Annotated in this window: 14 protein-coding genes and 2 pseudogenes; 10 read left to right on the top strand and 6 right to left on the bottom strand. The window is 56.6% G+C overall.

All coding sequences use genetic code 11. The annotated features are described in order from the left end of the window. Positions 1–45: 45 nt before the first annotated feature. The 6 genes from cyoE to ACW44H_RS04220 form a co-directional block, all read right to left on the bottom strand. Positions 46–969, bottom strand: a complete 924-nt coding sequence (gene cyoE, locus ACW44H_RS04245; protein ID WP_457507150.1) for a heme o synthase — start codon at positions 967–969, stop codon at positions 46–48. Further along, positions 927–1,256 carry a cytochrome o ubiquinol oxidase subunit IV gene (cyoD, locus tag ACW44H_RS04240; RefSeq protein WP_457507148.1) on the bottom strand — a complete coding sequence of 110 codons (330 nt, stop codon included), beginning with the start codon at positions 1,254–1,256 and terminating at the stop codon, positions 927–929. Before cyoD ends, cyoE begins: the two co-directional genes overlap by 43 nt. Before the next feature lies 1 nt (position 1,257). Beyond that, positions 1,258–1,869, bottom strand: a complete 612-nt coding sequence (cyoC, locus tag ACW44H_RS04235; protein ID WP_113268863.1) for a cytochrome o ubiquinol oxidase subunit III — start codon at positions 1,867–1,869, stop codon at positions 1,258–1,260. After that, positions 1,869–3,911 (bottom strand): cytochrome o ubiquinol oxidase subunit I, encoded by a 2,043-nt coding sequence (gene cyoB, locus ACW44H_RS04230; protein WP_457507146.1) that lies wholly within the window; start codon positions 3,909–3,911, stop codon positions 1,869–1,871. Before cyoB ends, cyoC begins: the two co-directional genes overlap by 1 nt. Positions 3,912–3,914: 3 nt before the next feature. Next, positions 3,915–4,958 (bottom strand): ubiquinol oxidase subunit II, encoded by a 1,044-nt coding sequence (gene cyoA, locus ACW44H_RS04225; protein ID WP_457507144.1) that lies wholly within the window; start codon positions 4,956–4,958, stop codon positions 3,915–3,917. A gap of 317 nt (positions 4,959–5,275) precedes the next feature. After that, positions 5,276–6,043: a DeoR/GlpR family DNA-binding transcription regulator gene (locus ACW44H_RS04220; RefSeq protein ID WP_457507142.1), complete on the bottom strand. Its 768-nt coding sequence runs from the start codon at positions 6,041–6,043 to the stop codon at positions 5,276–5,278. A 308-nt stretch (positions 6,044–6,351) separates the two neighbouring features. Here ACW44H_RS04220 and ACW44H_RS04215 point away from each other — a divergent pair, with 308 nt between their 5' ends. The 10 genes and pseudogenes from ACW44H_RS04215 to ACW44H_RS04170 all read left to right on the top strand — a co-directional run bounded on the left by ACW44H_RS04215 (position 6,352) and on the right by ACW44H_RS04170 (position 15,882). Next, positions 6,352–7,197 (top strand): outer membrane protein OmpK, encoded by an 846-nt coding sequence (locus tag ACW44H_RS04215; RefSeq protein WP_457507141.1) that lies wholly within the window; start codon positions 6,352–6,354, stop codon positions 7,195–7,197. A 36-nt stretch (positions 7,198–7,233) separates the two neighbouring features. Further along, on the top strand, positions 7,234–8,517 hold the full coding sequence (locus ACW44H_RS04210) for a NupC/NupG family nucleoside CNT transporter (RefSeq protein ID WP_457507139.1): 1,284 nt from the start codon (positions 7,234–7,236) through the stop codon (positions 8,515–8,517). Between the two features lie 100 nt (positions 8,518–8,617). Then, positions 8,618–8,938, top strand: a pseudogene (locus ACW44H_RS04205) (deoxyribose-phosphate aldolase); the annotation flags it as partial. A 95-nt stretch (positions 8,939–9,033) separates the two neighbouring features. After that, a complete protein-coding gene (locus ACW44H_RS04200; RefSeq protein ID WP_113271324.1) occupies positions 9,034–10,287 on the top strand; it encodes an IS256 family transposase in 1,254 nt (417 codons plus the stop codon). A gap of 28 nt (positions 10,288–10,315) precedes the next feature. Beyond that, a pseudogene (deoC, locus tag ACW44H_RS04195) lies at positions 10,316–10,807 on the top strand (deoxyribose-phosphate aldolase); the annotation flags it as partial. Then, on the top strand, positions 10,807–12,162 hold the full coding sequence (deoA, locus tag ACW44H_RS04190; protein WP_457507138.1) for a thymidine phosphorylase: 1,356 nt from the start codon (positions 10,807–10,809) through the stop codon (positions 12,160–12,162). The pseudogene deoC and the gene deoA, both read left to right, overlap by 1 nt. Next, positions 12,159–13,403, top strand: a complete 1,245-nt coding sequence (locus tag ACW44H_RS04185; protein ID WP_457507136.1) for a phosphopentomutase — start codon at positions 12,159–12,161, stop codon at positions 13,401–13,403. Before deoA ends, ACW44H_RS04185 begins: the two co-directional genes overlap by 4 nt. A 29-nt stretch (positions 13,404–13,432) precedes the next feature. Next, complete coding sequence (gene deoD / locus ACW44H_RS04180) at positions 13,433–14,158, top strand: purine-nucleoside phosphorylase (protein ID WP_290827690.1); 726 nt, start codon at positions 13,433–13,435, stop codon at positions 14,156–14,158. Between the two features lie 55 nt (positions 14,159–14,213). After that, positions 14,214–14,621, top strand: a complete 408-nt coding sequence (cdd, locus tag ACW44H_RS04175; RefSeq protein ID WP_457507134.1) for a cytidine deaminase — start codon at positions 14,214–14,216, stop codon at positions 14,619–14,621. Between the two features lie 136 nt (positions 14,622–14,757). Continuing rightward, positions 14,758–15,882 (top strand): aminotransferase class V-fold PLP-dependent enzyme, encoded by a 1,125-nt coding sequence (locus ACW44H_RS04170; protein WP_457507133.1) that lies wholly within the window; start codon positions 14,758–14,760, stop codon positions 15,880–15,882. Positions 15,883–15,965: the final 83 nt, after the last annotated feature.

The raw sequence follows: 15,965 nt of genomic DNA, 5'->3' as shown, positions 1-15,965 counted from the left end.
GTTACCTGTTCGGGGTGTTTTATGGCGTATTTATACTGGAGAGGGTCAGGCCAGCATCGGCACCATTGCCTCTAATACCATCACCAAACTCATCGCCGTGATGGTCAGGATAGAAACACCGAACACTTTCTTGGCCCAGCGGACATCGTCATCTAACCGATAGCCGCGCAGTGCCAGGTAAAGCCAGTAGCCACCCATGGTCAGCGCTACGCACAGGTATCCTGCGCCCGCTTGGCTGGCCAACCCCAGCGCCAGCGAGGCGGGAATAAACGCCACTATATAGCCCAGGATATGGTGCTTGGCCATTTTCACCCCGCGCACTACCGGCAGCACCGGGATCGATGCGCGGCGATAATCGGCGTAGCGGAAGATCGCGATGGCATAGGAGTGCGGCATCTGCCACAGGCAGAAGATCACCAGCAGCATGATCGCGCCGCTGTCGAACTGCCCTGCCACTGCGCAGTAACCCACGACCGGCGGCATGGCACCCGAAAGACTGCCTACCAACGTGCCGTACTCCGAGCGGCGCTTCATATACAGGCTATAAAGCCCTACATACACGCCCCAGCCAATTACCGCTAAAGCAACGGTTAATCCGTTGGTGCCCAGCGCCAGGCACACCACCCCCGACACACCCAGCAGCGCCGAAACGCCCAGCGCCTGGGTGATGGAGATGCTGCCTCTTACCAGTGGGCGATGGCGCGTACGCGCCATCAATGCATCAATATCGCGGTCGATGACGTTGTTACACGCACAACCCGACGCGATGATTAATGCAATCCCCACCATGACCGAGACAAAGCTGAGCCACTCAAACTGCCCCTGCGCGGCAAGAAAGTAGCCGCCCAGCGTGGCAATCAGGTTACCCCCGATAATGCCGGGTTTGGTCAGTTCAAGCAGATCCCGCCAACGACTAGGCGCCGTGATCAGCCGATCATCATGTTGAGATGCAGATGCTGCATGATCCACAGCGAGCCTCCTACCACTAAGACGAGAATCGTCAGTGTGAAGACGAAGGACATTACGTTCCAGCCTTCGTCAGCTTTGGTATTCATATGCATGAACATGACCAGTTGCACCAATATCTGCAATACCGCGGTCACGGCCACCACTATTACTGTAGCAAGTGTGCTTAAGGTGCCACTCATCACCACCCCAAAGGGGATAATGGTCAGTATCAGCGACAATACCAGTCCTGTCACATACGACTTTACGCTGCCATGGTGATTAGTGGGGTTAGTCGGAGAATGACTCATCTCACAGCACTCCCATCAGATAGACGAATGAGAAGACACAGATCCAGACGATATCAAGGAAGTGCCAGAACAGACTTAGACACAAAATCCTTGACCGGGTCATGTCGTTCAAGCCTTTGGTTGAGAGCTGAATCAGCATGACCAAAATCCAGATCAAACCAAAGGTAACGTGCAGGCCGTGGGTACCCACCAGGGTAAAGAACGACGACAGAAAGGCGCTCTTGTCGGGGCCATAGCCTTCATGAATCAGGTGCTGGAATTCGTAGATTTCCATGCCCACGAACGCCGCGCCCAGCAAGAACGTAATGCCCAGCCACGCCTTCACCTGACCCAGACGTTCGGCATTCATCGCCAGTACGCCCATGCCAAAGGTAAAGCTACTAAACAGTAGTAGAAAGGTTTCGACCAGTACAAACGGTAACTCAAAAATCTCAGCCGCGGTGGGTCCACCTGCCGTGCCTTTCATCAACACGGCGTAGGTGGCGAAGAGTGATCCGAAGATCACCAAATCGCTCATTAAGTAGACCCAAAAACCAAACAGCTTGGTGCCCGTTGCATCGTGATGCTCATGATGCACGACCGACCCTTCGTGATGTAACGTATCCGTTGCCATTAAGCTTTCACCTCCACGTAGCGTTGCTTACCTTCGCGTCCTTCAACCTCGGCAGACGGCTTGTAGGGATCGGAGTTTTTAACGCGTTGCTGGTGCGCGCGCTCGATACGCTCTACTTCTTCAGCGGAAACGTAGTAGTCGATATCGTCGTTAAACACCCGCGCCATAAAGCTGACAAAGACACCGATGGCGCCCACCCCTGCCAGCCACCAGATGTGCCATACCAAGGCAAAACCGATGATCAGCGCAAAAAAGCTGATGACAGGGCCAGCCACGGTGTTACGCGGCATATGAATATCGGTGTAAGGCGCTTCTTCCAACTCTTCGTTACTGCGCTCCTTCTGCGACCAGAAGCTGTCGATATCCCCCACTTCCGGCAAGCGTGCGAAGTTGTAGAACGGCGCGGGTGAAGACGTTGACCACTCCAAGGTACGGCCATCCCACGGGTCACCGGTCACATCAGCGTTCAGCTTGCGGTCGCGGATGCTAACCCAGAACTGGATGACGGTGCAGGCGATACCCATCATGATGATCACCGCGCCTACCCAGGCCAGAATCATCCATGGCTGCCATTCAGGGTTAGCGTAGGACTGCATGCGGCGCACGGCACCAAAGAAGGCCAGCACGTAAAGCGGCATAAAGGCGACATAGAAGCCGATAAACCAGCACCAGAATGAACGCTTGCCCCATTTCTCGCTCAACGTGAAGCCAAACGCTTTGGGGAACCAGAAAGTCAGGCCTGCCATCATGCCGAACACTACACCGCCGATAATGACGTTGTGGAAGTGAGCGATAACAAACAGGCTGTTATGCAACACAAAGTTAGCGGCTGGCACGGCCAACATGACACCGGTCATACCGCCCAGCGTAAAGGTGATAATAAAGCCCAGTGTCCAGAGTACCGGCGACGTTAGTTCCAAACTGCCGCGGAACATCGTGAACAGCCAGTTGAAGACTTTCACCCCGGTGGGAATGGCGATGATCATCGTCATAATGCCGAAGAAGGCATTAACGTTGGCGCCTGCGCCCATGGTGAAGAAGTGGTGCAGCCAGACGATAAACGACAGCAGCGTAATCGCAATCGTCGCCCATACCATGGTCATGTAACCAAACAGCCGCTTACGGGCAAAGGTCGAAATGACTTCCGAGAACACGCCGAAGGCGGGCAGAATCAGGATATAAACTTCCGGATGGCCCCATGCCCAGATGAGATTGACGTACATCATCATGTTGCCGCCAAAATCATTGGTGAAGAAGTGCATACCGAAATAGCGGTCCAGCGTTAGCAGCGCAATCGTTGCCGTCAGAATCGGGAACGAGGCGATGATCAACACGTTGGCGCACAGCGAGGTCCAGGTGAAGATCGGCATGCGGAACATGGTCATGCCTTTGGTGCGCATCTTCAGAATCGTCACGAAGAAGTTGATACCGGTGAGCGTCGTCCCTATCCCGGATATCTGTAATGCCCATATCCAGTAATCGACCCCCACCCCGGGACTGAACTCGATCCCCGATAAGGGCGCGTAAGCCAGCCAGCCGGTTTTGGCGAACTCCCCCACCACCAGCGAGATATTGACCAATATCGCGGCGACGGCAAACAGCCAGAAACTCAAGTTATTCAGGAAGGGAAAAGCGACGTCGCGGGCGCCAATTTGCAGCGGCACCACCAGGTTCATTAGGCCGATGACCATGGGCATGGCGACAAAGAAGATCATGATCACGCCGTGGGCGGTGAAGATCTGATCGTAGTGTTCGGGCGGTAAATAACCCGCGGCGCCCCCAGCGGCCATGGCCTGTTGGGTACGCATCATAATCGCATCGGAGAAGCCGCGTAGCAGCATCACCAGCGCAACGATAAAGTACATGATGCCGAGCTTTTTGTGGTCAACGGAGGTAAACCACTCGTTCCACAGCCAGCCCCACTTGCGGTAGTAGGTTAACGCGCCTAACAGCGCGATCCCCCCAATGGCCATAAAGGCCGCGACGACCATGATGATCGGTTCGTGATAGGGAATTGCCTCTAAAGTGAGTTTTCCAAACACAGCTTAACCCCCTGCTTCAACGCTAGTGGGATGGCTGCGCATGGCATGATCCTGACTAGCATGGTTGTTGGTGTGGTGACCGGATGCGGCCGCTTCTGGAGTGGCATGGGTGTTATCGCCATCGGCAGAATCAGCATGGTCGCTGCTCATTTGATGGTCGCCGTCCATTGGGTGATCGCCGTCCATCGTGTGCTCACCGCCGGTATGGAAGCTTTTCAGGATGCTTTCGTATAGCGATGGCGAAATCGCCGAGTAGTACTCAACCGGGTGCGACTCAGTGGGCTCAGCCAACGCTTCATAGCCCTCGGGGTAGGTCAGCGCTTCAGAGGCACCGCGTACGTTTTCAACCCAGTCATCAAACTCGCCAGGGGTGGTCACCTTGGCTTCAAAGGTCATGCCGGAGAAACCCGCACCACTGTAGTTGGTGGAGCGTCCAGGGTAGTTGCCGATTTCATCGGCAAGGAGATGCAGGTCGTTATCCATGCCTGCCATGGCGTAGATCTGGCTACCTAAGTGCGGAATGAAAAAGGCATTCATCACCGAGCCGGAGCTGACCCGAAAACGCACCGGGGTATCCACCGGGAAAGCCACTTCGTTCACGCTGGCGATGCCTTGTTCGGGGTAGATAAACAGCCATTTCCAATCCAGCGCGACTGCCTGAATTTCGATCGGCGCTACGTCGCTTTCCAGCGGCTTGTGCGGATCAAGGCTATGCGAGGTTTTCCAGGTCAACAGCGCAAGCACAGCGATAATTGCGCAAGGCACGATCCAGATCACGGCTTCAATCGCATTGGAGTGCGCCCAATCGGGAAGGTACTTAGCCCCGCTGTTACTACGCCGATAGCGCCAGCCAAACAGCAGCGTCATGGCAATAACAGGAATAACCACAATCAACATCAGGCCAAAGGAGGTCAGAATCAGCGTGCGCTGCTCAGCGCCAACTTGGCCTTTGGGGTCTAACAGAGCTGAACTACAGCCTGCTAGTAACAGACACAACGCAAGGAGCACTAGCGTGCCTCGCCTGCGCCATAGTGAGCGTCGTTGCATGGTGTGATCTCGTCTAAGGTTTAAAACCGGTTTCAAAACCAACGGGTTCAATAAAACACTAGCCAGCTAAATAGCAAGCTAACTATCACCCCATACTCTTCCCAAAACATGCTCATAGAGCATACGCTCAGGAACATGCGTAGTGCACTGAGCGCCATTGCTCCGGGAAAAATATGCGCCGCCAAGTGGGAATTGGCGTCGGGTCTCGCTTGCTAGATCAGCTAAGACTAAAGTATTTTCTCTTGATCGAGATCATCTAAGAAGTGGCGCATTGCCGCACCCTAGGTATTGACAGGGGTAGACAACCGGCAAAACGCTTACGCCACTGTCACCGCAGGCACACTTCGACCGTGCCCCTCCAACAGCTGCGGTGCGCCCTGATCATCGGTGACTACCACATCAAAATCGTCCAGCGAAGCGAAATAGGCCGGCCGGATCACACCAAATTTGCTGGCATCGACTACCAACAAGCGCTGCATCGCCGTGGCAATCGCAGCTTGTTTAGGTGCTACTTCGTGGAAGTGGAAGCAGCTTACTCCGCGCTCAAGGTCCACTCCCGCCGCTGAAATCAGCGCTTTATTGATACCTAACCGTTCGATAGCGGCGGTCATGTTATCGCTGCCAAACGACTGTGAGGCAGCATAAAAAAGCCCGCCCAATAGCACTAAGCGTACGTTAGGCAGTACTGCGACAGCATTAGCAACGTTGAGCGCATAGGTGACCACCGTGAGTTCTTGGAAATGACTGAGCTGACTCAACAAGGGAATGAGCGTCGAACCACAGTCAATAAACAGCGTATCGCCCTCTTCGATAAACGCGAGTGCACGCTGGCATAACCGATACTTCGCCTGATAGTGGCTGGCCTGCTGTTCGGTTAAATCGTAAATCGGCGTTACACCCGGATAGCTCGCCATGACTAAGCGACCACCCAACAGGCTAATGGCTGTCGCCTGGGTGGTGAGGTCGCGGCGAATGGTCATTTCTGAGACATCGCATAGCTCTGCGGCATCACGCAGATGAAGAGTGCCGCCACTGGCAAGCGCTTCCTGAAGTTTGGCAAGGCGCAGCGCGCTACGGCCATTCATGGTGGGCATCCTCTTGTAATACCTCGTGTTGTGATGAGCGCAATATGACCATTCAGTTGCTTCAATTTTTATTTCTATGCTGAGCGAGCAGCGTCGAGATTTCCACTGTGGCGACGCCTACTAGCGCAAATATTGATGCTTACGATAGACATATGACATTTAAATAGCGTTGATGTGACAATGCTTGCAAATCAACGTTAGAAAAATAACACTAAATGTTATAATTTTAACATTAACGCCAGCCCGCACGACTCTAACCTCGGATAGCCACTCGCAAATGGCTACGCGATAACCCTGTTGAGGCTCACATGACTGCTCGAAAACACACTCGCTCTTCATCGCTTGCCACCCTTAGTGCTGGCGCTTTACTGGCAAGTACCGCCCTCGTCACTCCAGCATTTGCAGATGACGCTCAGCCTCACCCTCTTGACCGGTTATGGTCGTTTGCCAATGTCTCGGTCAACTATCTTGATTGGTCGAACGGCACCGAAGCACGCACTGCTACCAACGCGGCGAAAAGCGACTTTATGTTTCTCGAAATTGAAGGCGGCGCGGGCTTTAGCTGGGGTGAGTTTTACGGCTTCTTTGATTTCGAGAACCCAACCAACGATCAATTCGATGAATCGAGCGGCGGTCAAGACAACTTCCGTACTGCGGGTAAAGTAACCTCGCACATCTATCTGGGTGACAGCCCGCTGTCGATCTATGCGCACCTTTATGACTTCCGGGATTACGGTTTTGAAAGCCGCGAACAGGATCAAATTTTAGGCCTGGGTTACCGCACTACCTTTGATAACGGTTTATGGTTCAAGCCGTTCATTGGCGCCGCGCGGGTGCAAAGTGACAGCTATACCGGAATGAATGGCTTTATGGCTGGCTGGGTAGCGGGTTATGATTTTGCCGCGCTCGACCAGAACTTCAGCGTGACTAACTGGCATGAGCAGACCTTTGGTCGCGATGACGAGTATCTGGAACAGAACTACGTGGGCGACAAAGCTGGCAGTGTGGGCACCAATGGTGCGCTAAGCCTATGGTGGCACCCAAGCGATTTGATCACCACCGGCATTCAGTACCGCTATTCTGAAAACAAGTTGGGCACCCCCAACGATTATCAGAATGCGATGATCTACTCCGTCAAGCTCAACTTACTATAAAAGCGGTTAACCCCCGCAGACTCGAAGGATCCCCACATGACACTCCTTATGAGCTTGGTGGGTATGGTCACCCTAGTGGCCATCGCCCTGATCTTCTCTTACGACCGTAAGTCTATACGGCTACGCACCGTGTTAGGCGCCTTTGCTATTCAAGCGGGAATTGGTGCCTTTGTACTCTATGTGCCGTTTGGCCAGGCGGTGCTACAAGCCATATCCGCGGGCGTTAGCCAAATATTGGTATATGCCGACGACGGTATCGGCTTTCTGTTCGGCGGCTTAGCGGATGTGGAGAACAGCGGCTTTATCTTTGCGATTAAAGTGCTGCCGGTCATTATCTTCTTCTCCTCGTTAATCGCCGTGCTCTACTACATCGGCATTATGCAGTGGGTGATTCGCATTTTAGGTGGTGCTCTGCAAAAAGCGCTGGGTACCTCACGGACTGAATCGCTCTCCGCGACCGCGAATATCTTCGTCGGCCAAACCGAAGCGCCATTGGTGGTGCGCCCCTTTATCGCCCGTATGACGCCTTCACAGCTATTCGCCGTTATGTGCGGCGGCTTGGCGTCGGTGGCGGGTTCTGTATTGGCGGGCTACGCCGCGCTGGGTATTCCTATGGAGTATTTAGTCGCCGCCTCCTTTATGGCGGCGCCCGGGGGCTTACTGTTCGCCAAGCTGATTATGCCGGAAACCCAAGACGTAACCGACAGCGACAGCGTTTCCAAGGTGGAAGAAGAGATTGAGGCCCAGGAAGACAAGCCCGCCAACGTGCTGGACGCTGCGGCATCTGGCGCCACCTCAGGTTTGATGCTGGCGGCCAATGTGGGCGCGATGCTACTCGCCTTTATCGCCTTGATTGCGTTGATCAACGGCATTTTAGGCGGCGTCGGCGGCTGGGTGGGCTTTGACTCACTGAGCCTGGAATTGATCTTGGGCTGGCTGTTTGCCCCGCTGGCGTTCCTGTTGGGTGTACCCTGGGAAGAAGCCACGCTGGCAGGCTCGTTCATTGGCCAAAAATTGGTGGTCAACGAATTTGTCGCCTATATCAACCTGGCACCCTACATCGATGGGGAACAGGTGGTGGCTGCGACGGGTCAGATGATGACACCGCACACCATGGCGATACTGTCTTTCGCGCTGTGTGGCTTTGCTAACCTCTCCTCCATTGCGATTCTGTTGGGCGGTTTGGGTAGCATTGCACCGACTCGCCGTAAAGAGATTGCCCGCTTTGGTGTCAAAGCCGTATTGGCCGGTACACTCTCCAACTTGATGTCGGCCTCTATTGCTGGCTTCTTTATTGCGCTGAGTGGCGCGTCTGCATAGCGCTTATATGCTTAGCGTAATAATGACGATTTAGCGCATCGGGCGCTGCGGTTTTATCCGCAGTGCCCGTTTTTATCTTTTACTGATTTGTGAGAACTCCATGACTGCGACTGCCTCCCCCCATACCGTCCAAGCCGCCCGCCAAGCACTCACCCTCATGGACCTGACGAGTCTGAACGATAGCGATACTGACAGCAGCATTGAAGCGCTCTGTCAGCAGGTAAAAACGCCCTTTGGCACGCCTGCCGCGGTGTGTGTTTACCCACAGTTTATTGTCACTGCCCAGCGTGCACTGACCGCTCATACCCTCAATGACCAAGTGAAGATTGCCACGGTCACCAATTTCCCCAACGGTGGCGACGACATTATGGCCGCCGCCCGTGAAACGCGTGATGCGGTTGCCTCCGGCGCCCATGGAGTTAAGCTCAAGTCTGGTGTATGGGAGGAGGTAGGAAGGGTGGCGTATCCTGTTGATTGATCACGACCAAGATCTCAACCAACACGAGTGGATACGCCATGGCCGATTCTACCCTCCGGACTCTTTCACAACCAGAACCCCAGGTCGCTGACCCGCTGCACGAGCTGCTGCGCCAAGGTGCCCGTGACCTGATCGCCAAGGCCGTCGAGGCCGAGTTGGCCACCTTTCTGGCGCAGTATGCCGATCAGCGGCTCGACGATGGACGCCAGGCCGTGGTCCGCAACGGCTACCTGCCCGAGCGCACGGTCCAGACCGGGATCGGGGATGTCAGCGTGCAGGTGCCCAAGGTGCGTGACCGCAGTGGCGGTGGCGCTCGCTTCAACAGCAGCCTGCTGCCGCCCTATCTGAAGCGAGCCCGCAGCATCGAGGAGTTGATCCCTTGGCTCTACCTGAAGGGGATCTCCACTGGCGACTACCAGGAGGCGCTGGCGGCACTGCTGGGCGACCAGGCCAAGGGTCTGTCGGCCAACACTGTGTCACGGCTCAAGAAGCAGTGGGAGGACGAGCATACCGAGTGGCGAAAGCGGGACCTGTCAGACCGTCGCTACGTCTACTGGTGGGCCGACGGGGTGTACAGCAACGTGCGCATGGATGACCGCCTGTGCCTGCTGGTGATCATCGGGGTCACCGAGCAGGGCCGCAAGGAGTTGGTGGCCGTCGAGGACGGCTTCCGCGAGTCGGCGGACAGCTGGAAGACCCTGCTGACAGGCCTGCGAGAACGCGGCCTGACCCAGGCTCCCAAGCTGGCGGTGGGCGACGGCGCCATGGGGTTCTGGGCGGCCCTGAGCAAGATTTACCCGGAGACCGACCATCAGCGCTGCTGGGTTCACAAGACGGCTAACGTGCTGAACAAGCTGCCAAAGTCAGTACAGCCCAAGGTCAAGGCCGACCTGCATGACATCTGGATGGCCGAGACCCGCGACGAGGCGCACAAGGCCTTCGATCGCACGCTGAAACGCTTCGAGGCCAAGTACCCCAAGGCGATGGCGTGCCTGGCCAAGGATCGGGAGGAACTGCTGGCGTTCTACGACTACCCGGCAGAGCACTGGGTGCATATCCGCACCACCAACCCGATTGAGTCGACCTTCGCCACGGTCCGCCTGCGGAGCAAGCGCAGCCGGAACTGCGGCTCCAGAGCGACGACCCTGGCGATGGTCTTCAAGCTGCTCCAGAGCGCCGAGAAGCGCTGGAAGCGCATCAAGGGGTTCAGCAAGCTGGAACTGGTCGTGAACAACGTCCGGTTCCAGGATGGAGAGCAAGTAACCGATCAGTCAGACAGGACTGCCGCCTGACCGCCATCCACCAGATTTGACTATAACTCGCGCCCATGAAGTCGATGTCGTTTTCCCCTACCGCGCCCTGATGGCGGGCGACGAAGAAACCGGCCTGGAACTGGTTGAGATGTGCAAAGCGGCTTGCGCTGGTCAGGCACTGCTCAAAGTGATTATTGAATCCGGCGAACTCAAAGAGCCTGCGCTGATCAAACGCGCCAGCGAACTTGCCATTGAAGGTGGCGCTGATTTTATTAAAACGTCGACCGGTAAAGTAGCCGTTAACGCAACGCTGGAAGCCGCTGAGATTATGCTCAAAGCGATCAAGGCCAGTGGCAAAGACGTTGGCTTTAAAGCGGCAGGTGGCGTTAAAACCGCTGAAGACGCAGCGGAATATCTGGCCCTGGCCAACAATATTATGGGCCCAGGCTGGGTGACGCCTGCGCACTTCCGCTTTGGCGCTTCCAGCCTGCTGGGCAACCTACTAGCGACGCTGAGCGGCAACACCAACGCGGCACCCCAAGGCCAAGGAGGTTACTAATGTCTGCCAATACAACCCAACACGCGCTGCTCCCCCAGGAGCTGATTCGCCTAAAGCGTGACGGTCAGCCATTGCCTTTCGATGAAATCAAAGGTTTTGTGCAAGGCATTGCCGATGACCGCATCAGCGATGCCCAGATTGGCGCCTTCACCATGGCGGTATTTCTTAACGGCATGAGCCGTGAAGAAGTGGTCGCGCTGACCACCGCTACCCGCGACTCTGGCCACGTAATGCAGTGGAGCGATCTCAACCTGCCCGGCCCGATTGTCGATAAGCACTCTACCGGCGGCGTCGGTGACTTGGTTTCGCTGGTACTCGGCCCATGGGTCGCCGCTTGCGGCGCCTTTGTACCCATGATCTCCGGGCGCGGCTTAGGTCATACCGGTGGTACCCTGGATAAACTCGAATCGATCCCCGGCTACGACCCCTACCCCGCCCCTGAGCGCTTTCGTGACGTGGTCAAATCCACCGGCGTTGCGATTATCGGCCAAACCGGTGATTTGGCACCTGCCGACAAGCGCATCTACGGCGTGCGTGATGTGACCGCCACCGTGGAATCGATTCCGCTGATTACCGCCTCCATCCTGGGTAAGAAGCTAGCCTCTGGCCTGGATGCGCTGGTGATGGACGTTAAAGTCGGCAGCGGCGCCTTTATGCCGACGCCGGAAAAATCCCAGGAGCTTGCCAAAAGTGTCGCCAATGTGGCCACCCAAGCGGGCACGCCCACGACTGCCTTGCTAACCGACATGAGCCAGCCGCTAGCGCCCTGCGCCGGTAATGCCGTGGAAATCGTCGAGACGCTGGCGCTGCTGCGCGGCGACCGGCCCAACAGCCGCGTGATGCAAGTCACCCGCGAGCTGGCGGTGGAAATGCTAATGGCGGGCAAACTCGCAGGCTCGCGTGAAGACGCGCTGACGCAGCTTGAAAAAGCGTTAACCTCCGGCGCAGCGGCCGAAGTGTTCGCCCGTATGGTGCGCGAACTGGGTGGCCCCAGCGACTTTATGGAGCGCTCAGAGCACTACCTGGCCAAGGCTGAGGTAATCAAACCGGTTTATGCCGAGCAATCGGGGATCGTACAACGCATCGATACCCGCGCCGTAGGTATGAGCGTGGTAGAACTGGGCGGTGGCCGCCTGCGTAACGACGCCAGCGTCGATCACAGCGTCGGCTTTACCGACATCGTCGAAATTGGCGAAAGCGTGGATAGCCAGCGCCCCATCGCCATGGTTCACGCCCGCAGTGAAGCCGCTGCCGAGCGCGCCGCCGAACAGCTACGTGCAGCATTCACGCTTGGTGAAGGTGCTGCTAGCGCTGACACCTTGCTACAAGACACTTTCCGTGGAGAAGCCTTATGAGCCGCGCGATTTTATTGGTACTCGATTCGTTTGGGATTGGCGCCGCCCCAGATGCCGCGACATTCGGCGATGAGGGTGCGGATACCCTGGGCCATATCGCCGCCGCCTGCGCACGCGGCGAAGCCGATAACGCCAACCGCTCAGGCCCGCTCAAGCTGCCCAACATGGCCAAGCTGGGGCTGTTTCATGCCCACCGCGATGCCACGGGCAGCGTAGCCGAAGGCGTCGCACTGCCGGACGATCTGGAAGGCGCTTACGCCCACGCCAAGGAAATTTCCAGCGGCAAAGACACCCCCTCCGGCCACTGGGAAATCGCTGGTGTCCCGGTACGCTTTGACTGGGGTTACTTTCTGGATAAAACCGATAGTTTCCCGCTGGAGCTGCTCGACGCCATTGTGCAGGAAGCCGATTTAACAGGCGTGATTGGCAACTGCCACGCTTCCGGCACCGAGATCATCGCCCGCCTGGGTGAAGAGCACATAGCCACGGGCAAGCCGATCGTTTATACCTCGGCGGACTCGGTTTTCCAGATTGCCGCCCATGAAGAGTATTTCGGCCTGGAACGGCTTTATACGCTGTGCGAAACCGTCCGTGAGCTGCTGGCGCCTTACAACATCGGCCGAGTCATTGCGCGCCCGTTTATCGGTGAAGACAGCAGCACCTTCGCCCGCACCGGCAACCGCCGCGATTACAGCGTCGAGCCGCCCTCATCCACCGTGCTGCAAAAGCTCGCCGATGCCGGTGGCGAAGTGGTTTCGATTGGTAAAATTGCCGACATCTACGCCCACTGCGGCATTACCCACAAGGTAAAGGCCAGCGGCCACGACGCGCTGATGGAAGCCACACTTAACGAGATTGAAAGAACCCGCGACCGCGACACCGGCGAGCGCGCCATGATCATGACCAACTTTGTCGATTTCGACTCGGTTTACGGTCACCGTCGAGACATACCGGGCTACGCCGCGGCACTGGAAGATTTCGATGCCAAGTTGCCTAAGCTGCTGGCGGCACTCAGCGAAGATGACCTGCTGATTCTGACGGCTGACCACGGCTGCGACCCCAGCTGGCACGGCACCGAGCACACCCGCGAGTACATCCCGATTCTGGTTCACGGCCCCGGCTTTACCCCCGGCCCGCTGGGCGAGCGCGGCACCTTTGCCGATATTGGCCAAACCCTGGCCGACTTTTTCCTGCTCTCGGCCATGGCCGATGGCAAAAGCTTTCTACCCGTCGCTGCTTAAAGGCTAGCGCCGCTTAAAGGAGACCTTTGATGGCTACACCGCATATTAATGCCGAGATGGGCGATTTCGCTGATACCGTACTGATGCCCGGCGATCCGCTGCGCGCCAAATACATCGCCGACACTTATCTGGAGAACGTTCGTCAGGTCAACGATGTGCGCAATATGTTCGGTTATACCGGCACCTATCAAGGCCGCGAGATTTCCGTCATGGGCCACGGCATGGGGATTCCGTCGGTTTCCATCTACGCCAAAGAGCTGATCACCGACTACGGCGTTAAATCGCTGATTCGTGTGGGTTCGTGCGGCGCGGTACGCGACGACGTCAACGTGCGCGATGTGGTGATTGGCATGGGCGCCAGCACTGACTCCAAAGTCAATCGCATGCGCTTTAACGACCACGACTTCGCCGCCATTGCAGATTTTGAGCTTACCCAGCACGCCGTTGCCGCCGCCAAGGCCAAAAACGTGCCGGTCAAAGTGGGCAACATCTTCTCAGCGGATTTGTTCTACAACCCGCAAACCGAGATGGCTGAAATGCTCAAGCGTTACGGCATTGTCGGCGTCGAGATGGAAGCTGCTGGCCTTTACGGCGTCGCCGCCGAATTTGGCGCCCGCGCCATGACCATCTGCACCGTGTCGGATCACATCCTGAAAGGCGACTCGCTTTCCAGCGCCGATCGCCAAACCACCTTCGACGACATGATGCTGATTGCACTCGACACCGTATTGCGCGACGACGCTGCCCGCGCCTAGAACGTTAAAGCGAGAACGTTGAAAAGAGCACGTTGAAGTAGCCAAAGGAAAAATGATGGATCAAGTATCTGAAGAGATCGTTCAGAAGTTATTCAGCGCGCGAGCTAACGCCTATGTGCCCTACTCAGCACACCCGGTGGCGTCAGTGATGGTGACCCCCGATGGTCAGCAGTTTGCGGGCACCAACGTGGAGGTGGCGCACTACAAAGGCCTCTGCGCCGAGGCCTCAGCCATTTCCGCCATGATCACTGCCGGGCAGCGCCAACTGGCGACGGTCTACGTGATGGGCCCTGGCGATCACCTCTGCACACCCTGCGGCGACTGCCGCCAGCGAATTCGTGAGTTTGCGACGCCAGAAACCCAAATCCAGGTGCTTTCAGGTAGTGGCGAATTGATGAAAACCTACACCATGCAAACACTGCTGCCCGACGCCTTTGGGCCCGAGCAGTTACCGCCACGTTAATCCAGCCTGCTTGGCAATTAAAACCAGCCCCCACGCGGGCTGGTTTTGTGCATTTTTTGCTCGTACTCTTAATAGCCACCGTATGCCTTTGATGAAGTGTGCCGATGAGAGCACAGCACTTAATTTGGAGAACGCCATGGCTGGTTTACTGCCCAACGTCGACCCCGACGGCTTGCTTGAATACTCAGTGGTCTACACCGACCGCTCGCTGAACCATATGTCACAGCAGTTTCAAGGTGTGATGCGCGATATATCGGCCACGCTGAAAGAGGTGTATAACGCCCACGCAGCGGTCATCGTGCCAGGCAGTGGTACCTTTGGCATGGAAGCAGTGGCGCGTCAGTTTGCCGTTGATCAGAAAACCCTGGTGATTCGCAACGGCTGGTTCAGCTACCGCTGGACGCAAATTATTGAGATGGGCCGTTTAACCGATCAGCACACGGTGCTTAAAGCGCGGCGTCTTAACGCCGATGACTCGCGCTCGCCATTTCAGCCAGTGCCCATCGATGAAGCCGTCGCGCAGATTCGTCGCGAAAAACCAGCGGTGGTATTCGCCCCGCAGGTAGAAACCTCGGCTGGACTGTTGCTTCCGGACGCGTATATTCAAGCACTCGCCGAGGCCACTCACGAGGTAGGCGGCCTGTTCGTGTTAGACGCCATTGCGGCAGGCACCCTTTGGGTGGATATGCAGGCGCTGGGCATTGATGTAGTCGTGAGTGCGCCGCAAAAAGGCTGGAGCGGCTCGCCCTGCTGCGCCATGGTCATGCTTTCAGAGCGCGCCACGCAGCGTTTGAGCGAGACCCAGAGCAATAGCTTTGCCTGCGACCTGGGCAAGTGGCACAGCATTATGCAGGCTTATGAAAACGGCGGGCACGCTTATCACGCCACCATGCCCACGGACGCTTTACGGCAGCTACGGGATATCATGCAGGAAACCCGCGCCTACGGCTTTGCCAGGGTAAAAGAAGAGCAGCAAGCGATTGGCCGTGAAGTCCGTGCCATGCTCAAGCGCCACGGTTTTGTCAGCGTGGCGGCGGAAGGCTTTGAGGCCCCAGGTGTGGTGGTCTGCTACAGCGACGATAGCGGCTTAGTAGGCAAACTTGCCCAGGCGGGTGTACAGGTAGCTGGCGGCGTACCGCTGATGTGCGATGAAGGCGATAACTTCCAAACCTTCCGGGTCGGCCTGTTTGGTTTAGATAAGCTACATCACACAGAGCGCAGCGTGGATAACCTAGAGCAGGCGATTCAGGCAGTCGTATAGGAAGGCAGCGGTGTAATAAGGCAGTCATCCAAGAAGCAAAATGCCCGCTATTTAATAGCGGGCATTTTAAATTTTCATTACGG

Source organism: Vreelandella sulfidaeris Esulfide1, assembly GCF_054072535.1.
This window is presented reverse-complemented; position numbering and strand designations above follow the sequence as displayed.